The sequence below is a fragment of the Acinetobacter sp. FDAARGOS_558 genome, from assembly GCF_003937785.1.
In the GTDB taxonomy this organism is placed as follows: Bacteria; Pseudomonadota; Gammaproteobacteria; order Pseudomonadales; family Moraxellaceae; genus Acinetobacter; species Acinetobacter baumannii.
In genome coordinates this window covers 331398-356142 of record NZ_RKJH01000001.1, presented here as the reverse complement: position 1 = coordinate 356142, position 24745 = coordinate 331398, and the positions used below count along the sequence as shown (strand labels likewise).

At 38.2% G+C, this 24745-nt stretch carries 23 protein-coding genes; 17 read left to right on the top strand and 6 right to left on the bottom strand.

All coding sequences use genetic code 11. From position 1 onward, the window contains the following. Positions 1-9 precede the first annotated feature (9 nt). Both EGT34_RS01635 and EGT34_RS01630 read left to right on the top strand, forming a co-directional pair. Positions 10-795, top strand: coding sequence for a 3-hydroxybutyrate dehydrogenase (locus EGT34_RS01635; protein ID WP_000163850.1), 786 nt, complete (start codon positions 10-12; stop codon positions 793-795). 323 nt (positions 796-1118) lie between these two features. After that, positions 1119-2105, top strand: a complete 987-nt coding sequence (locus EGT34_RS01630; protein WP_024437643.1) for an AraC family transcriptional regulator — start codon at positions 1119-1121, stop codon at positions 2103-2105. Positions 2106-2173: 68 nt separating this feature from the next. On the opposite strand, the gene EGT34_RS01625 is transcribed toward EGT34_RS01630, so the two are convergent. Beyond that, positions 2174-3517 (bottom strand): MFS transporter, encoded by a 1344-nt coding sequence (locus EGT34_RS01625; protein WP_000848250.1) that lies wholly within the window; start codon positions 3515-3517, stop codon positions 2174-2176. Between the two features lie 330 nt (positions 3518-3847). Between EGT34_RS01625 and EGT34_RS01620 the strand changes: the two genes are divergently transcribed. Genes EGT34_RS01620 through EGT34_RS01600 form a run of 5 tightly spaced genes read left to right on the top strand, consistent with a single transcriptional unit; the run spans position 3848 to position 8736 of the window. Then, the gene (locus tag EGT34_RS01620; RefSeq protein ID WP_024437642.1) at positions 3848-5098 is read left to right on the top strand and encodes a dienelactone hydrolase family protein; all 1251 of its coding nucleotides are present in this window, start codon (positions 3848-3850) and stop codon (positions 5096-5098) included. A gap of 12 nt (positions 5099-5110) precedes the next feature. Continuing rightward, positions 5111-5896: an SDR family oxidoreductase gene (locus EGT34_RS01615; protein ID WP_001017888.1), complete on the top strand. Its 786-nt coding sequence runs from the start codon at positions 5111-5113 to the stop codon at positions 5894-5896. Between the two features lie 43 nt (positions 5897-5939). After that, positions 5940-7178, top strand: coding sequence for a styrene monooxygenase/indole monooxygenase family protein (locus EGT34_RS01610; RefSeq protein ID WP_001252597.1), 1239 nt, complete (start codon positions 5940-5942; stop codon positions 7176-7178). A gap of 28 nt (positions 7179-7206) precedes the next feature. Then, on the top strand, positions 7207-7737 hold the full coding sequence (locus tag EGT34_RS01605; RefSeq protein ID WP_000379658.1) for a flavin reductase family protein: 531 nt from the start codon (positions 7207-7209) through the stop codon (positions 7735-7737). A gap of 51 nt (positions 7738-7788) precedes the next feature. Then, entirely contained in the window at positions 7789-8736 is a 948-nt protein-coding gene (locus EGT34_RS01600; RefSeq protein WP_000843224.1) for a SphA family protein, read from the top strand. A 58-nt stretch (positions 8737-8794) separates the two neighbouring features. Here EGT34_RS01600 and EGT34_RS01595 read toward each other — a convergent pair whose 3' ends face one another. The 4 genes from EGT34_RS01595 to antA form a co-directional block, all read right to left on the bottom strand. Next, positions 8795-9853, bottom strand: a complete 1059-nt coding sequence (locus EGT34_RS01595; protein WP_001070635.1) for an AraC family transcriptional regulator — start codon at positions 9851-9853, stop codon at positions 8795-8797. Positions 9854-10302: 449 nt separating this feature from the next. Then, positions 10303-11337, bottom strand: a complete 1035-nt coding sequence (gene antC / locus EGT34_RS01590; RefSeq protein ID WP_086241982.1) for an anthranilate 1,2-dioxygenase electron transfer component AntC — start codon at positions 11335-11337, stop codon at positions 10303-10305. A 5-nt stretch (positions 11338-11342) separates the two neighbouring features. Continuing rightward, positions 11343-11834, bottom strand: a complete 492-nt coding sequence (gene antB / locus EGT34_RS01585; protein ID WP_000076815.1) for an anthranilate 1,2-dioxygenase small subunit — start codon at positions 11832-11834, stop codon at positions 11343-11345. Between the two features lie 2 nt (positions 11835-11836). Further along, positions 11837-13252, bottom strand: a complete 1416-nt coding sequence (antA, locus tag EGT34_RS01580; protein WP_000204405.1) for an anthranilate 1,2-dioxygenase large subunit — start codon at positions 13250-13252, stop codon at positions 11837-11839. Between the two features lie 222 nt (positions 13253-13474). Here antA and EGT34_RS01575 point away from each other — a divergent pair, with 222 nt between their 5' ends. The 7 genes from EGT34_RS01575 to EGT34_RS01545 all read left to right on the top strand — a co-directional run bounded on the left by EGT34_RS01575 (position 13475) and on the right by EGT34_RS01545 (position 18889). After that, on the top strand, positions 13475-13825 hold the full coding sequence (locus EGT34_RS01575) for a winged helix-turn-helix domain-containing protein (protein WP_000664112.1): 351 nt from the start codon (positions 13475-13477) through the stop codon (positions 13823-13825). Positions 13826-14016: 191 nt separating this feature from the next. Then, positions 14017-14802, top strand: coding sequence for a molybdate ABC transporter substrate-binding protein (gene modA, locus EGT34_RS01570; protein ID WP_000253144.1), 786 nt, complete (start codon positions 14017-14019; stop codon positions 14800-14802). Then, positions 14799-15491 (top strand): molybdate ABC transporter permease subunit, encoded by a 693-nt coding sequence (modB, locus tag EGT34_RS01565; RefSeq protein ID WP_000971589.1) that lies wholly within the window; start codon positions 14799-14801, stop codon positions 15489-15491. Before modA ends, modB begins: the two co-directional genes overlap by 4 nt. A gap of 4 nt (positions 15492-15495) precedes the next feature. Further along, entirely contained in the window at positions 15496-16116 is a 621-nt protein-coding gene (locus EGT34_RS01560) for an ATP-binding cassette domain-containing protein (RefSeq protein WP_000903975.1), read from the top strand. Between the two features lie 359 nt (positions 16117-16475). Then, a complete protein-coding gene (locus EGT34_RS01555; protein ID WP_001257949.1) occupies positions 16476-17246 on the top strand; it encodes an SDR family oxidoreductase in 771 nt (256 codons plus the stop codon). Positions 17247-17318: 72 nt separating this feature from the next. After that, a complete protein-coding gene (locus EGT34_RS01550) occupies positions 17319-17960 on the top strand; it encodes an isochorismatase family protein (RefSeq protein ID WP_000026859.1) in 642 nt (213 codons plus the stop codon). Positions 17961-18487: 527 nt separating this feature from the next. Continuing rightward, the gene (locus EGT34_RS01545; RefSeq protein WP_000207886.1) at positions 18488-18889 is read left to right on the top strand and encodes a transcriptional repressor; all 402 of its coding nucleotides are present in this window, start codon (positions 18488-18490) and stop codon (positions 18887-18889) included. 67 nt (positions 18890-18956) lie between these two features. Here EGT34_RS01545 and EGT34_RS01540 read toward each other — a convergent pair whose 3' ends face one another. Continuing rightward, on the bottom strand, positions 18957-20738 hold the full coding sequence (locus tag EGT34_RS01540) for a bifunctional metallophosphatase/5'-nucleotidase (protein WP_031972167.1): 1782 nt from the start codon (positions 20736-20738) through the stop codon (positions 18957-18959). Between the two features lie 449 nt (positions 20739-21187). On the opposite strand from EGT34_RS01540, the gene EGT34_RS01535 reads away from it, so the two are divergent. Genes EGT34_RS01535 through EGT34_RS01525 form a run of 3 tightly spaced genes read left to right on the top strand, consistent with a single transcriptional unit; the run spans position 21188 to position 24692 of the window. Beyond that, the gene (locus EGT34_RS01535) at positions 21188-23188 is read left to right on the top strand and encodes a type I restriction-modification system subunit M (protein ID WP_024437641.1); all 2001 of its coding nucleotides are present in this window, start codon (positions 21188-21190) and stop codon (positions 23186-23188) included. After that, entirely contained in the window at positions 23188-23367 is a 180-nt protein-coding gene (locus EGT34_RS01530) for a hypothetical protein (RefSeq protein WP_038405887.1), read from the top strand. Before EGT34_RS01535 ends, EGT34_RS01530 begins: the two co-directional genes overlap by 1 nt. Before the next feature lie 2 nt (positions 23368-23369). Further along, on the top strand, positions 23370-24692 hold the full coding sequence (locus tag EGT34_RS01525) for a restriction endonuclease subunit S (RefSeq protein WP_024437640.1): 1323 nt from the start codon (positions 23370-23372) through the stop codon (positions 24690-24692). The last annotated feature ends 53 nt before the right edge of the window (positions 24693-24745 follow it).

Sequence of the window (24745 nt, the reverse complement as noted above, 5' to 3'; positions counted from 1 at the left end):
AGTAAATAAATGACAAAACTTTTAGACGGTAAGGTCGCTTTTATTACAGGTTCTGCAAGTGGTATCGGTCTAGAGATTGCTAAGAAATTTGCTCAAGAAGGTGCCAAAGTTGTTATTTCTGATATGAATGCTGAAAAGTGTCAAGAAACAGCAAACTCACTTAAAGAGCGAGGTTTTGATGCATTATCTGCACCATGTGATGTGACTGATGAAGATGCTTATAAACAAGCCATTGAGCTTACTCAAAAGACCTTTGGTACGGTTGATATCTTAATTAATAATGCTGGTTTCCAACATGTTGCATCTATTGAAGAATTTCCAACGGCTGTTTTTCAAAAGTTAGTTCAAGTCATGTTAACTGGGGCATTTATTGGTATTAAACATGTTTTTCCAATCATGAAAGCTCAGAAATATGGTCGTATTATTAATATGGCTTCAATTAATGGCTTGATTGGTTTCGCTGGAAAGGCAGGTTATAACAGCGCTAAACATGGTGTGATCGGTCTAACAAAAGTTGCCGCATTAGAATGTGCACGTGATGGTATTACGGTAAATGCTTTATGTCCGGGGTATGTAGATACACCATTGGTTCGTGGGCAAATTGCAGATTTGGCTAAAACCCGTAATGTAAGTTTAGACAGTGCACTTGAGGATGTAATTTTGGCAATGGTTCCTCAAAAGCGTTTGCTATCTGTTGAAGAAATCGCTGATTATGCAATTTTCCTTGCGAGTGAAAAAGCAGGTGGGGTAACAGGCCAAGCTGTCGTGATGGATGGCGGTTATACGGCCCAATAATTTAATTGTTTTATGAAAGCCGCTTATTTTATATAAGCGGTTTTTTACTCGTTAAAAATTTATGATTATCTACTGTTCAAAATAATGCTTTATCTCTACTATAAATTGTTATAAAAAACTAAGAAAATAAGTTCGTTAGGGTATAAATTTATACTTTAAAGGTATTTAACTTATTTCCATTTTTAAAATTTAATAGAGTATGAGAAAGTAATATTTACGCTATTTCCTGATTAGATATTTTCAGGAAAACTCGTCAATTAAAGGGTATTAATTGGCATACAAGTTGCTTTTTTAGCAATAAGTTTTAGCTAGGTGAAAAGGATATGATATCACTCAGCCAACAGATGGAACTCAATCATTATTCACGCAAAGCTGAATTTGCGCAGAATCTGATGTCCACAATTTGTGGTGAACACCGTCTAGACACAATTTACAAAGATAATCTCGATTTCCACTATGACGGAATGCGTTTGCCCAATAAAAAAATGGCAATCGGCACAATCAGTTATGGTGCAAACGTCGCTATCAACATCTCAAATTTAAAAGCTTATAGCATTAGTTTACCTATACAGGGGCGACAAGCTCTCAACATTCGTGGTGCACATTATCAATCTGATGAAAACAGAGGCCTCATTGTTTCAAATAATGATCAACAAGATCTGATTATCCATAAAGACTGTAGAAAATTTCAGGTGGTTATTCCTGAGCGAAGTATGCAGATTGTCCTTGCAGATTTACTGAATAAACCTATAGAAACGCCTATCATTTTTAACCCTGAAATGCACTTAGACTCTGAGCAACTGATTGGAGCGTGGTGGAAGAATATTCAGAATTTTTTACAGCTAAAATCGCAATATAGCAATTTTTATGGTTTACAGATGTTATCTGAAGACTATGAAAATTTTGTAATTAAAGCCTTACTATTATCTCAAGAAAACAACTACTCTGAAGCTTTAAAGTCACTCTCACATCAAGATGAGCCAGCTTATATTCGAAAGGTTCGTAATTTTATTATTGAACATGCTCACGAAGAAATCTGTGCAGAAGACTTGCAGCGTTTGGCTGGGGTTTCAAAATCAAAATTGTATGATGAATTTCAACAATACTACGGCACCAGCCCAATGTCGTATTTGAAAAAATATCGTCTTCAACAAATTTACAAAATCTTGAGCACTACAGGAGCAGATAAAAAGATTTCTATTTCAAAGCTTGCGTATGACTGGGGCTTTAACCATTTAAGCCGTTTTTCTCAAGAATATCGTGAAGAATTTGGAGAAAACCCAAGTGAGACCAAAGGCAAAATTTTCTGATATTTAATTTTCCAAATTAAAAAACTGATTTAGGCAACTAAATCAGTTTTTTATTTATCGATTAATATTTATAGGCTTTCCTCAAACTTTAACACTTGTTTGTGTTTAGATTTTTCATAGATCACTTTGAGACTAAGTGCAATAAATGAGATGAAAGTTGGTATTGCTAGAATAAAGAAAATACCGCTTAAGCTTAAGTTAAAAGTAAAAATGAGCGAGCCAAAGAAAGCACCTAAAATTGCACCGATACGACCAATACCATGCATCCATGAAACACCAACCGCGCGGCATACTGCTGGATAGAACATAGCTGCAAGTGGCAGTAATGAAGACTGTGCACCAGCGAGTAATGCACCAATTAAGAAGATAGTAAGACCCAATAAGAAAATATTTGAGCTCACCAAACCTGCAACAATGAATAGGACGAAAGCAATCAGATATGAATATTTAATGACTGTAGTTGGGTTCAGTTTATCCATGTACCATCCCATAATGGTTGCGCCAATTACACCACCAAAAGGGAAAATCGCAGCAATTAAACTAAACTGTTGGGTACTGAAACCTGCTGTTTTTAAAATCGTTGGCATCCAGCTTGTTAAAAGATAGAACACCAAAAGACTAGTAAAACAGCAGAGCCAAAGCATGCTTGAACCCCAAAGATATTTTCCTAAAACCACTTTAACCGGATGTTCATCCGCTGCAGTTTCTGCTTGAGTTAAAACAAGTTTTACAGGCTCTTCAAAAGAATGACCTTGAATGTTTTCTAAAATACGCTGTGCTTTATCTTGCTGATGACGTGTAATTAAGTATTGCGTTGATTCAGGTAATTTAAGTAATAAAGCAACCACTAAAATTAGGGGAATGCTTCCGCCAATAATAATCACTTTGGCCCAGCCATAGCTTTCTAATAGATAAGCTGACAACACACCACCACAAGAAATACCCAGCATAAATCCACAGCCAGCAAGCCCTGTGAGAAATGCTTTACGTTTTACAGGCATATATTCTGAGACAATAGTACTGATATTTGGCATAGCTGCGCCTAAACCAACACCTGTAATAAAGCGATAAATCATTAAGTCTTGGGTTGAATTGGCAAAGCCACACAAAATGGTAAATATGGAAAACAAGAGGCTGGTAAAAACAATAACGCCTTTACGGCCAAATTTATCGGCTAAGGGTCCCGAAATGATTGCACCAATTGACATGCCAACTAAGGCTGCACTTAAAACTGGTGCAAGTTGAGGCTTGGTAATTCCCCAGTCATCTAATAATGCCGGAGCAACAAAACCAATAATTCCTGTGTCTAGACCATCACAGAAGAAGACAAAAAATCCTAGGATAAAAACCATCCACTGTAATGGAGATAGTTTCTCACGGTTGATAATCGTGTTTGCATCTATCGTTTTCATATGTATTCCTTCTTAAAATTATTTAATTCCCTGAGTAATTCAATGTATTCGTTACAAAACCTGTATCTTTGATTGAACTATTTTTAGCCAGTCTTCACTATCCAATAAGTCCTAATCTTCATCCATTTTTTCCAAATTAGATAAAAAGTATTAATTTCATTTTTTAGTTTAAGTTTTTGAAATATAGATATTTTTCTGTTTTTAATTTTTTATCCAGTTTGATTGTTTTTGATAATTGCGCAGAGATTGGATAATGCTTGCAGCTTTTGGACAGTCTAAAAAAAAATTCGGATAGAAGATAAAGCCATAACAATGTCAGGAGTTGACACTATGGCTGGTCAAACCATTCAAATTAAAACTGCATCTGGAAAGCAGTTCAGTGCATATCTAGCGACACCAGAAACAGGAAAAGGACCTGGAGTGGTGCTTTGTCAGGAAATCTTTGGGGTGAATGCAGCAATGCGGGAAAAGGCAGATTTTCTTGCAGAAGAAGGCTATACCGTTTTAGTACCTGATTTATTTTGGCGTGTAGCACCTAATATTGAACTGGGTTACACACCAGAAGATTTTCAAAAAGCTTTTGAACTTTATCAGCAATATGACGAAAACCTCGGTGTTGAAGATATTCAAGACAGCTTAGCTTTTTTAAAGACACGACCAGAATATGATACCTCTACAGGTCTCGGTGTGGTGGGCTATTGTTTAGGTGGAAAGCTAGCTTACTTGGCAGGCTGTCGACTTTCTGAAGTAGCATGTGCCGTAGGTTATTACGGTGTAGGTATTGAAAAAGCCTTAGATGAGTTAGCTAACGTAAAAGGGCGTTTGGTTTTACATATTGCAGAACTGGACCAATTTACACCGCCAGATGCGAGACAAGCGATTGTCAATGCAGCCAACCAGTATTCAAATGTACAAGCCTATGTTTATGAAGGTGTTGATCATGCCTTTGCACGCCCAAAAAGCAATCATTATCACAAACCTTCAGCACGCTTTGCCCACGAGCGTACTGTAACAGCTCTACATAACACGATTGGACCGAAATATGACCTAGTCGCGCTATGGGAAGAGCATATTCGTCATGAGTTCGATACGCGTGACGTACCAGCAACCATGGCAACAATGGTCGCAGAACCTTATGTCAACCATATCCCAACCTTAACTGGTGGGGTAGGCCAAAGCCAGCTTGCCCGTTTTTATCAATATCACTTTGTTCATCAAAACCCAAAAGATATGAAGATCACTTCGATCTCTCGTACGGTTGGCTCAACGCAAGTGGTAGACGAATTCATTATGAGCTTTACCCACGACGCAGAAATTGACTGGCTATTACCGGGTGTAAAACCAACTGGTAAATATGTCGAAATTCCAATGTTAGGTGTAATTCAGTTCAGAGGTTCAAAGCTGTGCCATGAGCATATTTACTGGGACCAAGCGTCGGTACTCGTTCAAATTGGTTTATTAGACCCGACAGGCTTACCAGTTGCAGGTGTAGAGACCGCGCGAAAACTTCTTGATGAAGATCTTCCTTCCAATACGTTGATGCCATCTTGGTCAAGTAGCGAAGGCAAGCCAGTCAATTAAGGAGTATCTGTAATGAATATAGATTTAAAAGGAAAAGTCGCTGTGGTAAGCGGCGGCGCAACACTGATTGGTAAAGCTGTTGTGCAAGCCTTAGTCAGTGCAGGTGCTCATGTCGCTATCTTAGATATTGATGCCAAAGGCAAGGCAATTGCGGAAAGCTTTAACCATGATGTGATGTTTATTCAAACCGATTTAACCAGTGATGCGGCTATTCAACAAGCTGTGGCAGATATTCACCAACATTTAGGTGAAGTGAGCTACTTGGTGAATTTGGCATGTACTTACTTAGATGATGGTTTTAAATCTTCACGTCAGGACTGGTTACAAGCACTCGATATTAATTTGGTCTCTACAGTTGAGCTGAGCCGTGCTTTATACAATGACCTAAAAAAGCAGCAAGGTTCAATCGTTAATTTTACTTCAATCTCGGCCAAAGTGGCACAAACAGGGCGCTGGTTATATCCAGTTTCTAAAGCCGCGATACGTCAACTCACACAAAGCATGGCAATGGATTTTGCTGCCGATGGTATTCGCGTCAACTCCGTTTCACCGGGTTGGACATGGTCTCGTGTCATTGCAGAAGTCAGTGGCAATAACCGTGAAAAGGCCGATAGCGTGGCAGCCGATTATCACTTACTAGGCCGATTGGGTCATCCCGAAGAAGTCGCCAATGTTGTTTTGTTTTTATTGTCACCCGCTGCGAGTTTTGTCACCGGAGCAGATTATGTGGTCGATGGCGGATATTCAGTGATGGGCCCTGAAGGATCACAGCCCGCTATTCCACGTTTAGCCGAATAGCACAGCGTTTTAAAAGCACATTTAGAAAATTATGGAGAAGATTATGCGCCGTATTGCAATTGTTGGAGCAGGACAGTCTGGTTTACAGCTTGGTTTGGGCTTATTAGATACAGGCTATGACGTGACCATGATCACCAACCGAACTGCTGATGAAATCCGTCAAGGTAAAGTCATGTCAAGCCAGTGTATGTTTCATACCGCTTTACAAACTGAACGTGACTTGGGACTAAATTTTTGGGAAGAACAATGTCCAGCAGTAGAAGGTATTGGGCTAGCTTTAGTTAATCCTGAAAATAGTGCTAAAGCATTTGAATGGAGTGCTCGTCTTGAGCGCTACGCACAATCGGTCGATCAACGCGTCAAAATGCCATATTGGATGGAAGAGTTCGAACGCCGTGGCGGTCAATTGGTGATTCAGGATGTGGGTATAGAAGAGTTGGAACAACTCGCAAACGACTACGAGCTTGTATTACTCGCGGCTGGTAAAGGTGAGGTTGTTAAGCAATTTGAGCGTGATGATGCACGTAGTGTTTTTGATAAACCGCAGCGCGCTTTGGCATTGACCTATGTCAAAAACATGAAGCCAATTTCACCTTATTCACGTGTGACTTTTAACATTATTCCCGAAGTTGGTGAATACTTTTCATTTCCGGCACTAACCATCAATGGGCCTTGCGACATTATGGTGTTCGAAGGTATTCCAAATGGACCGATGGATTGCTGGCAAGATGTGAAAACACCAGAACAGCACCTGCAATGTAGTCTGGACTTACTCAAGAAATTTGTGCCTTGGGAATATGAACGCTGTGCAAATGTTGAGATAACCGATGCTGGCGGTTATTTGGCAGGGCGTTTCCCGCCGACGGTACGTAAGCCCGTTTTAACCTTACCGTCTGGCAAAAAGATTTTTGGCATGGCAGATGCCTTAGTGGTCAATGATCCAATTACCGGTCAAGGCTCAAACAATGCGGCTAAGTGTAGCAAGATCTATTTTGATGCCATTTTAGCCAATGATAATCAAAGCTTTAGCGAACAATGGATGGTTCAAACTTTTGAACGCTATTGGGCTTATGCAGAAAAAGTCGTGGCTTGGACCAATAGCTTGTTATTACCACCAGAGCCTCATGTCGTTGAACTCCTAGCAGCTGCAAGCCAAAACCAGAGCATTGCTTCAATTATGGCCAATAACTTTGATGACCCGCGCGCCTTTGCTCCGTGGTGGTTTGATGCAGATCAAGCTCAGGCATTCTTAGCTTCAAAAAACACAGCAAAAGTCGCTTAAGGTCAAAATATCAAAGGGAGATTTAAAAATGGACACAATTGAAACTTTATCTTTACAAGCGATTAATATTGAAAACCCAAGAGAAATTCGTAACTTGCTTGGTCAGTTTGCAACTGGCGTTACCGTGATTACCACTCGTGGTAAAGATGGCCGGAAAATAGGTATGACAGCCAATTCATTTTCATCTCTGTCGTTAGATCCGCCATTAATTTTGTGGAGCCTTTCAAAAACAGCGCCAAGTTTGCCTGATTTTGTAGAAGCTGAATATTTTGCTATTCACATGTTGGCACAAGAGCATCATCAGCTTTCGGGACATTTTGCTCGAGGTGCGGAAGATAAATTTGCAGGCATTGCCCATCAGCAATGCAATGCAGGCGTTCCAATTTTGACGGATGCACTCGCAACCTTGGTTTGCCGTAATGTAAATCAGTATGAAGGCGGAGATCACCTGATTTTTATTGGTCAAATTGAACAATACCAACAGCGTCAAGGTGAGCCTTTAGTATTCCACGCAGGAAAATATCGGATTGCCGCTGAGCATCCAGAATTAGCACATTAATTCACCATAATCACGATCAATCCGGTCGTGATTTTTTTAGGAAATAAGAAGATGAAAAGCACTTTAATTAAACATGGCTTTTTAGCAGGGACATTGTTAGGTTTGCCGTTGGTTACACATGCCTATGATTTACCGACCGTAAATTTAGGCATGACCAGCTTTCTCGATGGCGGATTACCTGCAGGGCCCGGCTGGTATGCTCAAACCTATTTTCAAAATTATGATAGCAATAAACTGGTTGATGCCAATGGACAAAAACTCGGTTTACCTAAAACAGATTTAAATTATCAAGTACTGGTTGAGCAGATTAGTTATTTATCGAATGTCCGAGTAAAAGATAAAGCTAGTCTAGGCATAAATTTTTTAATTCCTTTTGTCAGCAAAATGGACATGGATGATGGCTTAAATAATGCTGCTATTAAGGCCCAAAGTGGCTTTGGGGACATTATGATCGGACCTTTTATTCAGTTCGATCCAGTCATGGGTGCGCAAGGGCTGAAGTTTGTACATCGTTTTGAGTTTCAGGTGAATTTACCTACTGGCGAATACGACCAGCAAAAAGATATTAACCCAAGTAATAACGCTGTTTCATTTGACCCGTATTGGGCTGCCACATATTGGTTTAATCCCAAATGGACTGCGTCAACACGTATCCATTATCTCTATAACTTTAAAAATGATGACCCAAGCTATGCGTTTGCAGGTGCAAATGATATGCAAGCTGGGCAAGCAATTCATGCAAACTTCGCAACAGACTATGCCATTACTGAACAGTTCCGCTTGGGACTAAATGGCTATTGGCTAAAACAAATCACTGACACTGAAGTGGATGGTGAAAAAGTTAAAGGTAGACGTGAGCAAGTCTGGGCAATTGGTCCGGGGGCGATGTATAGTTTTTCTAAAAATGATCACTTGGTTGCAAATGCTTATTTTGAGCAAGACGCTGAAAACCGACCAGAAGGAACACGATTACAAGTTCGTTATGTTCATCATTTCTAAGTCATAAAAAAAAGCCTTTTATATTTATTGATATAAAAGGCTTTATCTATTTTTTAGTTTAAGAAAAAATAGAAGTAATTAAGCCTGAGCCTTCACTTTGACCAGAACGGCGAGTAGAAGAAGGTAATTCACCATAACGGCGTTTGTACTCTTGAGAAAAACGGCCTAAGTGAGTAAATCCCCATTTAAATGCAACGTCAGTGACCGATAGATGTTCATTATGCATAAGTTCTAAATGGGCTTGTTCAAAGCGTAATTCTTTAAGATAAGACATTGGGGTGGTTCCCAAATAATTTTTAAAACCAGTAAATAGGGTTCTTACGCTCACGCCTGCATGTTCAGCTAAAATCTCGACATTAAGCGGCTCATGCAAGTGTTCTTTAATATATGCTTCTGTGCGCTTCACGAAATAAGGAGATACCGTTTTTTCTTTATATTGATCAATTTTATGTAATGCATTATTGGGCTGACCATAAATCAGTGCATTAAATAAATTTGACTCAAACTGTTTAAAGGCTAAAGGATGATGGAGAGGGTGTTGCTCGCATGCTAAAGCATCCATCAATGTTCTAACCAGCTGCAAAAAATAGGCTCCACCTTGGGTAGAAAAATCTAATTTTGGGTCAAAAATGAGTAAGTTATTTTCTGAATCGGTAATGTGTTGACGGCAATGGTAAGTAAAATCATCCTTTGACACTTTTAGAATGAGCTGTGGTGAGTTTGCATGCCAGCGCATACGTAAAGATTGCTGAGGAGAAATAAGAGAAGCAACTTGAGAATAAGAAATGAACTTTTGCGAACCAAACTCGATTTCTGCATAGCCCTGAGTTGGAATCTGAATTAAGTAAAAGTTATCCAGATGATCTGGTTCAATAATGACATCTGCGCCATATTCCAAGCGACTAATAGACAATGCGCCTGTTTTAACATGGTGCATAGTTGCACTGAAATCTCGCTTCTGATGAGAGATTTTAAGATCATGCGGTTTAAAAATTTGGCCTACATTTCGGCAGGTTTCGCTTAAATCGTGGTGATCGAACACCAAATTATGATCAGTAAAGATCGGCTCATTTTGAAAATGACGTCCATTGAGTTCGTGGGAGTTGGCTTGGTTCATATTTATCCCTTTTGGCTCACTCCTGTATTTACCAATGTTGCAAAAGTTTTAAACTTTCACTGTGCAATAAGTAAATACGGCACTTAAAAATTAAGTTAAGCGTAAAATACAATGAGATATAAGCAAGATATAGACCAATCTAACCGCTAGTTATTGTGATTTTCTCAAACTTTTACGTCGGATTTTGTCCATCAATTTAATACATTCGAGAAATAGAATAGGGGGATATAAAAGGTGCTATAACTTAATCTCATCATGATCTTATTCCTTAAGATCTATCAAAATTTATAACAAATCCGTGCGAACTGGTCAATTTATTTTGTCGGAATTCATTATTTTATATTATTGATATATAAAAGCTTTTAATTTAAATGCAAAAATTCAATATACCCCTTATAAGAGTATATTGAATCATTTCAGGTTTAGTAGTTTTTAAGCTATTTATACTTTTAACGTGAGGTATTGCTCTGTAAAAATTTCTCGCTGTAGATACGGTAGTTTTGCAGAGCTTGCTCATCTAACCAATTTTTAACGGCTTCAATCATTGGCGGTGGGCCACATAAATACATATCAAAAGCTTGCTCGGCCAGTTGATCTTTATTTAAGTGCTCATGGATATAACCGGCTTTACCTTGCCAAGTTTCCGTTGCCTTAGTCACAATCGGGTGATAGCTAAAGTTGGGTAGCTGTTCTGCATAGGCCTGTAAACGCTGTTGTTCACACAAGTCGGTTTCACTATTTACGCCGTAGTACAACTGAACTGCAGGTGAGTTAGGCTGATCAACCAAGTTATCAAGCATTCCCAAGAAAGCTGATAAGCCAGTTCCACCTGCCACAAAAACCAATGGTCGTTCTACTTCACGTAAATAGAAACTACCAAGCGGTGCTTCAATAAGTAAGCTTTGTCCAACCTGACAACGGTCACGTAAGTAATTACTCATCACACCGTCTGGTAAGAGACGAATTAAAAATTGTAATTGATTGGTCGCATTTGGTCTGTTTGCAAAAGAATATGAGCGCCAATCTTCAGTATCTGGTATTTGCAAACGAGCGTATTGACCTGGCAAAAACTGAAGTTGTTCAGCATGACTGCTCGCATCAAGATGTAAAATTGCTGTTGTTTCTGAAACCAGCTCAACCGCAGTCACTTTGGTTTCAATTTTTAAGGTATCACCAGCATTGCAAATAGCAGAATCATGATCGAAATAAAAAGCTGCATCTGATTTTACACGCGTCTGGCAAGCTAACATTTTTCGCTCGGCCAAATCACGTTCACTTAATGCATCTTCATCGACATATTCTTGCTCATAAATGCCGGTTTCACACTGTCCCTGACAGGTACCACAAACACCTTCGCGGCAGTCTAACGGCAAGTTAATTCCTTGACGAACTGCTGCATCAAGCAGCAATTCGTTGTTATTTACTGAAATGAAAAAGGTTTTGCCATCGGCAAAATTAAGTGCAACTGAATGTCCCATTTTCATTCCCCTTAAACGTGATAGAAGTCTAAAACGGAATCAATTTTGTCATTCAGCAAAATGCTGTGCTGACGACGAATACGGAAACTATCTGCTGTTTGGCGTAAAAGATAGGTTGCGTGTCCATAAAAACAGCCTTCTAAACCTTGACGGTTATAAAGCGTTTGCCATACAACTTTTGCTTCGATAAGACCATCTTCCAGTGTTTTAACTCGAATGTTGTTTATGCTGTGCAAAGTACGTGGTAACGGCGTTGCAGAGGCTGCTTTTCCGGTACGAATACGGAATACACGGTCTTCAAGGCCTGTACGGTCCGCATAATAAATATAAGACAAGCCCTGATTTGGATCTTGAACATAGTTATGGTCATCAATCCACTGTGGAATATGATATTCACTATCTTCATCGTAAAGCTCTAGGTAGGCATCCCAGTCATAAGCATCACAAAGCTCTGCCTTTTTGTACAAAAACTGAGATACAGCAAAATGTAGTTCTTGTGACATGGTTACACCTCATCCATTACGGCATTGTTTTCAAAAGTAATATCCTGCATTTTCAAAGCTTTCTTGTTTAAGCCGTCGAGCATGAGACGTTGCCAGTGTCCATGCTGGTTTACATAGAGTCCTTCATGGGTAAATTCACGGCCAGTAATAACGGGTTGAATGCCTAAATCTTGTGAGTTTTTGGTCGCGCCATATTCCCAAGACTGACAACCACGCGAAATATCGCTCCAACGTTCCAGCCGTGCCTGAAAACCTTTTTGTTGCTCACGGAATTCAACCAAATCGTCTGGTGTACCAAGGCCCGACACATTAAAGAAATCTTCAAACTGGCGAATACGGTTACGGCGTGCTTCAGCAGATTCACCTTTAACCCCAATACATTGGCTAATGACTTCAGTTTTATTCCATGCCACAGGGCGAACAATACGAAGCTGTGAGCTAATTTGATCCATAAAAAATAGGCTAGGGTACAAGTTCAAATTTCTTAAACGATGCATTGCCCATTCAGCATATTTTTCGCCGTATTTTTCAACCATATATGGCATAACTGTGCTGTAGCCCGGACGAACTGTCGGATTTGGCATGTCACTAAATAAAACACTATGACCATTCTTAAAACTAAACCAGCCATCATCAGTTTCTGAGTCACCTGCACCTAATTTGCTGTAGTCGAGCGTGTCGAGTTTGGCACCTTTTGATGCATTGACTTGCTGACGGTGTTGAACTGTAGAGACATAGTTATAGTGAACAGTGCTGACATGGTAGCCATCTAAGCCATTTTCATTTTGTAACTTCCAGTTACCTGCAAAGGTATAAGATGACTTACCTTGTAATACTTCGAGTTCACCTGTTGGCGACTGGTTAACCATTAAATCAAGGAACAGTTTTGCATCGCCCAAAAAGTCTTCTAGGGAATCTGTTGCTTGAGTATCAAGGCTTACAAATACAAATCCACGGTAGCTGGCAATACGGCCTTGTTTTAAACCACGGCTTGATTTATCAAAATCTTCACAATATTCGCTAGGCGCTTTGACTTTAACCAAACGGCCATCTGATTTATAACACCAAGCATGAAACGGGCAGGTAAATGTAGATTGATTGCCTTTAGCAACACGTGTTAAGGTCGCACCGCGGTGTTCACAAGCATTCACCATGGCATGTAGTTCGCCTTTACCATCACGGCTTACAATAATCGGTTGGCGGCCAATTTGAACGGTTAGGAAATCATGATTGTTTGGAATTTCACTTTCGTGACATGCGTAAATCCAAACCTTTTCAAAAATAAATTCCATTTCCAAGTCAAATAGTTCTGGCTCGGTAAACATGTCGCGTGCAATACGGAACACGCCATCGTTAGGACGGAAGTCGATACATCCATCTATAAAATCATTCCATTGTTTTAAATTAGATGAGGTCATTTACTCAATCCTCCAATCAATCAGCTTTTAACTGATTGAACCGCGATTAAGCATTGCTCTCTATCCGTTTTTTCCAGATCTTTATCCACTTTGTGCAGTTTTGATTTTTTAATTGAACTCTTTTGAAGAAAGAGTAGAGATTTAAATTTGTATGTGTTTTAAGCTATTAAAGTTTTCTATAATGTTAAGCAGCATAAAAATGAAACTTTGTGAACTAAGTCTATGAAAGAACAAAACTTAAAATTACAAATAAGAATTCTTTTAGAGCAAAATATTGCATTTGGTCCGGGTAAGGCGGATTTACTTGAAGCAATTGCGAGAACTGGTTCAATCTCACAAGCTGCAAAATCTATGAATATGAGCTATCGCCGTGCATGGCAGTTAGTCGACACCATGAATCAATGCTTTGAAACAGCTTTAGTGGAAACACAAACGGGGGGAACACATGGTGGTGGGGCAGCTATCACAGCTTTGGGCCAGAAAGTCTTACAGCATTACCGTCAAATGGAAAACAATGCCCGACAAGCTTTAGAGCATGATTACCAAATCATGAGTAGTTATTTAAAAGGTTAAGATAAAAGATTGCATAACGATGAAATCTTTTGATTTGGTATAGCTTTTGCTTAATATCAAGTGCACGCCGAAAAAGCACTGCTGCATTCCAGTCATCTATAGTTAACGAATTATGCTTTTCATAATCTTCGTGTAGCGCTATATTCTTGGGTATATATCGCTGCAAAAAAAACACAAAAAAGGTAAACATAATGGTAAGTGATACGAAGATAAAAAATTTGGCTTTCGCCTGTTCAGTCCTCAGCATAGGATTGGTCTTTAATGTTCCAGCCAAGGCTGAATCAGTTACTGTTTATGCAGCAGCAAGTTTAACGAATGCAATTAACGATTTAGAAAAAATTTACGAAAAACAGAATAAAGTAGAAATTAAAACTTCATATGCAGGTTCATCGACCTTAGCTAAACAAATTGAAGCTGGAGCACCAGCTGATATTTTTATTTCAGCAGATACTCAGTGGATGGATTATCTGCAAAATAAAAAATTAGTTGCAACAAATGACCGTATAAATTTATTAGGCAACCGTTTGGTTCTAATTACCCCAAAAGGGCAGTCATTAAACATCAAATTAGATAAAGCCACAGATCCTAATAAAGTGTTTACAGGAAAGATTTGTACAGGGGATACCAAAAGCGTGCCTGTAGGCAAATATGCTAAACAAGCTTTTACCAATTTAGGTTGGTGGAGCCGTATTGAGCCAAAATTAGTTGAAACAGAAGATGTTCGAGCTGCTTTAAACTTTGTTGCGCGTGGTGAATGTCAGGTTGGGATTGTCTATGCAACCGATGCAGCGATTAGCAAAGACGTGAAGGTAGCAGGCGTATTTCCAGAAAATACACATTCGCCAATTATTTATCCTTTAGGGTTGATTAAAAAGAACTCAAACTCAGCAAAGTTCTATCAATTTTTACAAAGCAACCAAGCTAAAGCTGTCTTTAAAAAATATGGCTTTAGTGTGTTGGCTCCAGTCAAGCCATGATGTTTTCTCTAACCCCAGAAGAGCTCAGCGTGCTACAACTTTCTTGTAAGGTGGCAGCGAGTTGTCTTGTGGTTAGTATTATTCCTGCAATTTGTGTGGGATGGTTTCTAGCACGTAAAGAGTTCTGGGGGAAGTCATTCATTGAAACATTGGTGTTTTTACCTTTAGTGCTACCACCAGTTGTTCCTGGTTACTTGCTCTTACAAGTTTTTGGGAGCCGCGGCATTCTTGGACAATATTTGGCACCGCTCGGAATTGATTTTGCATTTAACTGGAAAGGCGCCGTTCTTGCTTCGGCAGTGATGGGTTTTCCGCTATTGGTGCAATCTATTCGTCTAGCGATTGAACTGGTCGATCAGCGTTTAGAAATGGCAGCAAAGACATTAGGTGCCTCATCTTTAGGGGCATTTTTCCATGTCACTTTACCTCTTGCCAGCAGTGGTATTTTAATTGGTGCTATTTTATGTTTTTGCCGTAGTTTAGGTGAGTTTGGTGCGACCATTACCTTTGTGGGTAATATTTCAAATGAAACGCGTACTTTGCCCTTGGCTATGTATAGCTTAATGCAACAGCCCGATACAGAAGCAGCTATTCAAAGGCTTATTGTTTTATCATTAAGTGTGGCTTTTTTAGCCTTATGGTTTGCACAGTGGTTTCATCGTGATCAAAAGAAGCGTTTAGGACGGTAAGGTTATGTTGATTGATTGCCGTTTTCAGCTACAGATGGGTCAATTTCATATTGAGCCTAGTTTCCAGTCAGATGCTGCTGTTATTGGATTATTTGGTGCCTCTGGGTCAGGTAAAACATCAATTTTACACGCCATTGCAGGACTGAACACTCCGCATAGTGGACTCATTAAAATACAGGGCCAAACATGGTTTGATTCAGATCAAAACATTAATGTCAGCACGCAAAAGCGGCATGTTGGATTGGTTTTTCAAGATGCTCAACTTTTTCCGCATAAAACAGTCAAGCAAAATTTATTATTTGGTTTTAAGCATCTTTCGCAAAAAGAACGTCACTTTGAAGCAGATTACATTATTGAATTATTAAAGTTAGAGCATTTATTACAACGTATGCCTATCAAACTCTCAGGTGGGGAAAAGCAGCGCGTGGCACTAGGTCGAGCATTATTATATTCGCCTAAGCTGTTACTGCTTGATGAACCATTATCAGCATTAGATGCGAACCATAAAGCTGAAATTATTCCTTTTTTTCAGAAAGTAAAAGAGGAAATTAAAATTCCGATGATTTATGTAAGTCATGATATTCAAGAGATTAAACAACTGACCGAAACAATGTGGATTTTATAATTTTTCATTTTTTATACGCATTTCTAAACTTACGAGAGTCGGAGTTATAGAGAACTCATTCTGAGCCTGCGGGAGATTGAACCCTAAAAAGTTACTAGTTTTGATAAACCATAAATCTGATTTTAGTCGAATAAATCAAAACCCGTCTTATTGAAAATGATTATTAATAACAAAATATTCTTGACCTTTAAATTTTATAAACTGCCTATAAAACAATATTTTAGCTTGTAATTTTAAGCTGTAACTCATTTGTGTAAGATCATAATTTGAACTTTTATATCCATTTGCTCTTGATAAGAATGATAATTATTTGCAATTATATTTATAGATTTCTTTATAATATAAATTGGAGTATTAACATGCGCTCTACCATCGTGGTCACAGGTGCTGCAAGAGGGATAGGAGCGGCTATCGCCAAGCAACTACTAGATCAGGGCTATCATGTTATTGGTATTGACTGTCAAAAAAATCCTGAACAATGGGATATCAGTAAAACAATGACGTCAGATCAATCTTCACAATGGCAAGGCATCTCACAAGACATTACCCATCAACAAGAAACACAAACTTTAATTTCAGAGCTGTTAGAAAAATACGAAATTACGGGGTTAGTAAATGCAGCAGGAGTATTAATTATGCGCTCCATGCTTGAAGCAAAAACGGAAGATTGGGAAACACTTTTTGCGGTCAATGTCATGGCGCCTATCGCGATCAGCCAACAAGTTGCTAAACATTTTTGTGCAAAAAGGCGGGGTAGCATTGTCACTATTAGTTCAAATAGTGCGCGTATGCCACGTATGCAACTTGGTATGTACGCCACCACTAAGGCTGCACTGAGTCATTTTTGTCGCAATCTGGCGCTTGAAATCGCCCCTTATCAAGTCAGGCTGAATATCGTTTCACCTGGATCTACTCTCACTCAAATGCAGCAACAACTCTGGACAGATAATGCACCTCCACCTGCAGTAATTGATGGTGATTTAAGCCAGTACCGAACAGGTATTCCCTTACGGAAACTCGCGCAACCAGATGATATTGCCAATACCGTGAGCTTTTTACTTTCGGACCGAGCGGCCCAAATTACTATGCAAGAAATAGTGGTAGATGGAGGAGCTACACTTGGGGTTTAAAGCTTACTTCAGCACAACAATACACTGAAATTAAAGAACAAATATTTTTAAAGATAGAAAAGGAAAATACCAATGAGTATTCCAAAGATTGCAAGTTACAGCATGCCCCAAGCCCATGAATTTACTCCAAACAAAACAAATTGGCCACTACATACCAGTCGTGCTGTTTTATTGGTTCATGATATGCAGCAATATTTTTTAGATTTCTATGATCTAACCCAAGAACCTATTCCAGAACTAATTAAAAACACAAAAGCATTAATTGATGCTGCTCGCCAGTCTAATATTCCCGTTGTCTATACAGCACAACCTGGCAACCAATCACCTGAATATCGGCAGTTATTAACCGACTTTTGGGGGCCTGGTTTAAAGGATGAGCCAAGCATCACACAGATTTTTCCGAAAATTTCACCTCAAAAAAATGATACGGTGCTTACTAAGTGGAGATATAGTGTTTTTAAATTTTCTCCGCTCGAACAACTCATGCGAGACTCTGGTCGCGATCAACTCATTATCTGTGGTGTATATGCACATATTGGTTGTCTAATGAGTGCTGCGGAAGCATTTATGCTAAACATACAGCCATTTTTATGTGGTGATGCGCTGGCTGACTTTAGCAGAGAAGAGCACGATATGGCATTAAAATATGCCAGTACACGATGTGCTCAAGTCATGACAACACAACAAGTAATCCAAGCATGGATACAAGAATAAGATGCACTACCTCTAGAATAAAAATCATTTAATTTTCTGTATTTAAAATATAAAGAGCAGGTCATTGATCTGCTTTTTATATGGGCCGAAATGAATACTTATAATAGAGGATGGATGCAACTCATCATTATCTAATCAATAAAATATAATGGTTATCATTATGTATTTGATAATTACTTAATATTGAATATTAAAACTTATGTGTATATGATACACCGTTAAACACAAATGATAATAATTATCATATGTTAACCATTATACAAAATAATGTTGAAGAGTGACATTAATGAAGAGGGTCGCCATATGGTTCAGTTCAAGAATGCATCTATTCGCAAAGTGCGCACATGTAGAAAGCAAAGAGAGGGATAATATGGGAGTTATTTTAAAACGTAATAATTAGCTCAGAGCTTATTTATAGGGTAGTAAGTTCTAATTTATAGATCAAATCATTTCCATAATTTTCAGGTAAATATAGTCAAAATAATTTTAAAAAATTCCTATATTTCTAGACATTAAGGTTCAGTAAGATGACGACAATATCAAAATCATTATTAAATGGATTACCGATAAAAAAATCGAGGGTACAAGTTTTTGAGATTTTAAATCAGAACCCACAAGGCTTAAGCGCGGTAAGTATCTATGCGCAAATTAAAAATGAACATAAAATTACCTTAGGTACCATTTATCGAATTTTATCTGAGTTTGAAAACCGTAAAATCATCAAAAGGGTGTTTTTAGGAAAAAGTAAAAGTATTTATAAGCTTAGAAAAGACAAGATGAGCTGTAACCTCATTTCGCTCAAAACCTCTGAAGCCTTGAACTTTGAAAATGAGAAAGTTAAAGAATTACTTCATGAGGTTACGGATATTATTTTTGCAAACACCGGAGTCGACATTAGTAGTGTTGAACTTAATCTTTATACCGAATAAAAATCTTTTAAACTGTTATAAAAATAAAGGACAGCTTCATACTGTCCTTTATGTATTCTTAAATGAGTTATTTAATGACTTTAATACGAGTCGTAGCCGGAATAATTAACGGTGAGTTCTTAGCAACATAGCTTTCAAGCGCATCAATATCTTGACCACCACCGACACGGTTTTGGCCTTCTTTTAATACCGTAAAGTTGTCACCACCATCTGCCAAGAAACTATTTACCGTCACACGGTATACTTTAGTGTCAACTAATGGTGAACCAGCAACCATGATGTTACTTGCTCGTGGTGAAACAGATGTATTTGCCGCATATTGATAACTCAACTCTTTAGACGGCTGTAAAATTCTAGGCGAATTTGCATTTGCACCAGACCACTGCTGTTCAAGCACATCTCTAATCTGTTTACCGGTTAAGCTCAAAGTCACAATCGAGTTACCGAAAGGTTGAACTGCAAAAATATCACCAAACGTAATCTGGTTATTGCTGTTAATTAGTAGATCAGCACGTACACCACCCGGGTTCATTAACGTAAAATCCGAGCCTTGATTACTTGCTTGAAGAGCAGCAGCTTGCTGTGCATCGGCAATCATATCACCTAGTGGGCTTTCACCACTTTCGACTTGTGTACGGCTCACAACGGCAGTAGAAGTTCCAACAACACGTCCAGAAATTGTGGTTACTGCTTGACGGTATTTATCTAAAATCGCTTCGATACTTGGCGTTTTACTAAATTTTTGATAGAGGTCTGTCAGACTTACAGTGGTTGTACCCGAAGTATAGGCCTCACTTTGAACCGGAATTTGTTTAGCATCTTTTTTAATGATATCGCCAGTTTTACCATCCAACTCCACCTTAATATCGGTAATAAGCGTGCCGTATTGGCCAGCTGAGGTTAGTAAAAATGGTTTAGCTGGATTCTTGGTTGCATAATCACAAATATAAGACTGATGTGTATGCCCCGAAACAACAATATCAACTGCCGGATTTAACCGATCTAAAATACCTAAAATTGGTCCACTTAAGCCATCACATGTTTTTTGATTGAGTTTCGTACTTGGCGCTGCACCTTCATGGACAACGACGACAATCGCTTCAATACCTTGTTTTTGGAGTTCAGGAATTAAAGCATTTACCGTATCTGCTTCATCACGGAATTCAACATCCTTAATACCCGCCGCTGAAACAATACTTGGAGTCGCTTTGAGTGTTAAACCAATAAAAGCTACAGGAATCCCGCCATAAGTTTTGACTTTATAGGCAGGAAAAATCGTTTTACTTGTATCATTTTTCATTGCCACGTTAGCTGCAAGGAAATTGAATTTTGCGCCGCTAAAGTTTTTATTAATTTGGCATGGGGCAGTGCTGGTATATTGTTGACAACCGCCATTTTGTAAACGACGCAATTCATCTGTACCACGGTCAAACTCATGATTTCCAACCGCATTAAAGTCAATTTGAATATCATTCATGACTTCAATAGTAGGCTCATCTAGAAATAACGAAGAAGTGAGCGGGGAAGCACTAATTAAGTCACCTGCTGACACAACAGCATTATTGGGATTTTGAGCTTTAAGTTTCTTAATTGCATCTGCAAAGTAACTCACACCACCGACAGGAATACGTACAGTTTGAGTTGCATCATTTGGATTCGCTGCTTCAACGTAACGTTTAGGTGGTTCTAAATTTCCATGAAAGTCATTGAAAGCTAAAATATTTACAGTTTGGTTACTTCGCGGTGCTGGTGTGCTTGAATCATTGTCATCGTTATCATTACAGCCTACCAATAAGGCCATTGCCAGACATAAAGATGTTGTCTTAAATAGTATGTTTAAAGTTGTCATTTTTTTATCAATTGATGAATTAAGATGCATAAAAAATACGCATAGAGTATGAATATTTGATGAAAATTGAAACTGAATCGAAATAGAATGATCTTTAAAAAATTAATGTTAAGATGATGGTAGATATGGATGACTAGAAGGAAGTAAATAAGGCAAAAATAAATATTAATTTGGGTATTTGCATTCTAGGGTGGAATTTTAATTAATTCCACTTTTTTTATTTCTATAATATTTCCCCATTTTTGCAATCTAAGGTTGAATCAAAAAAATAGAAATCATTCCATTTTTGCAATACAGGGTTGAAATTTAGATAATGAATGCCAGTTTTATTTAACTAAAAAAAATAAAAATTGAAATATGAGAAAACTTTGATTTTTGCATTTTAAGGTTGAAATTCATACTTTTTATGATACTATTTTAATATGCATTCTAAGGTTGGAAAATGAAAAATGGCTGTAATACCAAATAACAATGATACGGTACTAACAAACTTTATTTGGAAAAATGCTGACGATCTACGTGGTGACTTCCCACATACACAGTTCGGTAGAATCATTTTGCCTTTCACAATTCTTAGACGTTTGGAATGTGTACTAGAAGAAAATAAGCCGAATGTTCTTGCAACTTATGAACAATTCAAAGATCAAGACCTTGCTCTTGATGTGATTCTAAAGAATGCAAGCCAACGTCCTTTTTATAACATCTCCAATTATGACTTAGCTTCATTAGGTGGTAATAAAACCAAAGCCAACCTTGAAGACTATATTTCAAAATTCTCAGAAAACGTCCGTAAAATTTTTGAAGGTTTTAAGTTTGCTCAAATTATTGCTGATCTAGATGCTGCAAACCTTTTACTTCTAATCTCAAAAAACTTTGCTGACATCGACCTACATCCCAATGTAGTACCTGACCGCACTATGAGTAATGTGTATGAACATCTCATTGCCAAGTTTGGTGCTGAGGTGGGTACAGGGTCGGAAGACTTCATGACACCACATGATGTTGTGCATTTGGCGACAACCTTATTACTACACCCTGATAATGAATTATTTGAACAAAATCTTGGACTTGTCAGAACTTTATATGATATGACCTGCGGTACTGGTGGCTTCCTAAGTGACATGATGAATCATGTTGAAACCTATAAGGACAAATATAAAGTTGCTCCTGTATTAGTGCCACATGGTCAAGAATTACAGCCTGAAACTCATGCTGTTGCTTTAGGTAATATGCTGTTAAAGCGTTTGGAAACAGACCCAAGCCGTGATCTATCAGCAAATATCAAACTTGGTAGCACCTTAAGTAATGACCAGTATGAAGGTAAACGCTTCCATTACCAATGCGCTAACCCGCCTTACGGCATGAAATGGGATAAAGACTCTGCTGCCGTTAAAGCAGAACAAAAATTAGGTTTTGCAGGGCGTTTTGGTGCAGGTGTTCCAAAGAGTAGTGATGGTTCAATGCTATTCTTACAAAATTTGGTTGCGAAGCTTGAAACCCCTGAGAATGGTGGTGGGCGTGGTGCAATTGTGCTTTCAGGTTCGCCTTTGTTTAATGGTAAGGCAAACTCAGGTGAATCTAATATCAGACGTTGGATGCTTGAGAATGATTTGATTGAAGCTATTGTTGCTTTACCTACAGAAATTTTCTTCCGTACTGGCATCACGACTTATATTTGGTTGATTTCAAACCGTAAACCCGCTCACCGTCAAGGTAAAGTTCAGCTTATTGATGCATCAGGTTTGGGTTCATCAATGCGTAAAAATGAAGGTAACAAACGTACTTACCTTGATGAAAACTCTATTGCAGAAATCACCCGTATTTATGCTGACTTTGAAGAAAGTGAAATCAGTAAAATCTTCGATTACACTGAATTTGGGTATCGCCAAGTTCAGGTACAACGCCCTCTACGCATGGATTTCCATTTCACTGAGGACAAGCAACGCTTGCTTCAAGATACTAAGGAATTTAATAAGCTTAGTGCTGTTGAACAAAGCGAAGTGTTGAAATTTATTGAGCAATTAGGAAATGAGGTTAAACCGTTCTCATGGTTTGAATCTGAGTTTCTTGAAAAGCTGCCTGTCAAAAAATTAAGTAAGGCATTCAATCAATCTCTGCTTATGATTTTTGGTGAGAAAAATCCTGATGCTGAGATTGTTTCGCTGAACGGTGAGATTTTATTTGATGCAGAATTGAATGATTCTGAAAATATTCCATTAAATCAAGATATTCATGAATACATGGCGAAAGAAGTATTACCACATGCCCCTGATGCTGTTATTGATGAAAAAGTGGTAGATGCTCAAGACGGTCAAATTGGATTGGTTGGATACGAAATTAACTTTAACCGTTATTTCTATAAATTTGAACAACCTCGCCATCCAAGTGAAACTTTAGCTGAAATTAAAGAGCTTTCAGCAGAAGTTGCTCAACTATTGGGGGAGATTTAATGATGATTTGTCCTAACTGTGAAGAACATATTGTGCTTGAGGATTATGAAGATACTGCCCCATTTCAATGTGAACATTGTGACACTTGGTTGGAGCTTGAGATTGATGAAGGCACTTATTTAGGTGCTAAACATACAGCTTTACGCATTGTTGATGATCAAGATTTGGGTGAGGTGTAATCATGAATTTTAAACAGTACCCAAGTTACAAAGATAGTGGTGTGGAATGGTTGGGTGAAGTGCCTGAGCATTGGTCTGTAAAAAAATTTGGCTATATATTTCGAGAAAATAAAATTAAGAATAGTGGTCTGATCGAAACTAATGTTCTTTCTCTTAGTTATGGGCGTATTAAAGAGAAAAATATTGAAGATAATAAAGGTCTGCTACCTGAATCTTTTGAAACTTATCAAATTATTCAGCCTAATGACATTATTTTTCGTTTTACAGACTTGCAAAATGATAAGCGAAGTTTAAGAAGTGCAATTTCCAAATTTCATGGAATTATAACTTCCGCTTACATAGGAGTTAGAACTACTGCGAATGCAGAGTTTTATAACTATTTATTTCGTGCGTATGATCAACAGAAAGTCTTCTATTCAATGGGAGATGGAATGCGCCAATCATTAAAAATTGATGAATTAAATCGAATGCCGATTGTTTTTCCGAGCGATGTTGAGCAACAGCAAATCGTTTCATTCCTCGACTCCGAAACTTCCCGTATCGACAACTTAATTGCAAAGCAAGAAAAGTTAATCGAGAAGTTAGAAGAACATCGTAAATCTATTATCTCTCATGCGGTAACGAAAGGTTTAGACCCAGATGTACCTATGAAAGATAGTGGTATTGAATGGTTGGGTGAAGTACCTGAGCATTGGAAGCTTTTACAAACACGACATATTTTTAATTTTGGTAAGGGTCTAACAATCACTAAAGAAGATTTGAGTGATGAAGGCATACCATGCATTAATTATGGCGAGATTCATTCAAAATACGGATTTGAATTTAATCCTTTGGATAACCCGCTAAAATGTGTTTCCCATGATTTTATTGAATCCAATAAAAACTGCCTTCTCAATGAAGGAGATTTTATTTTTGCTGATACATCAGAAGACTTAGAAGGTTCAGGAAACTTTAGCTATCTCAATCAAAAATCTACAGTTTTCGCAGGTTATCACACCATTATTGCAAGACCTAAAAGTGGATTAAACCATCGCTATTTAGCCTATATGTTCGATTCCAATGCTTATCGAGGTCAAGTTAGAACTGAAATGAAGGGCGTTAAAGTCTACAGTGTTTCACAAGGCGTTCTAAAAAGTCGTTTAGCTTGGCTACCTCCAATTGAAGAACAAGATCAAATCGTGAAGCTACTTGATGAAAAAACATCAAAAATTGATACTTTGATAGCGAAACAAAGAGAATTAATTGCAAAACTCAAAAACTACCGCACCTCAATCATTTCCCATGCTGTAACAGGAAAAATTGATGTACGTGACCTAGTTGCCTAGTCTGAAAGAAATATTCAGTAAATAAGGCTGTTGTAGTGGTATGTAGAGGGGGT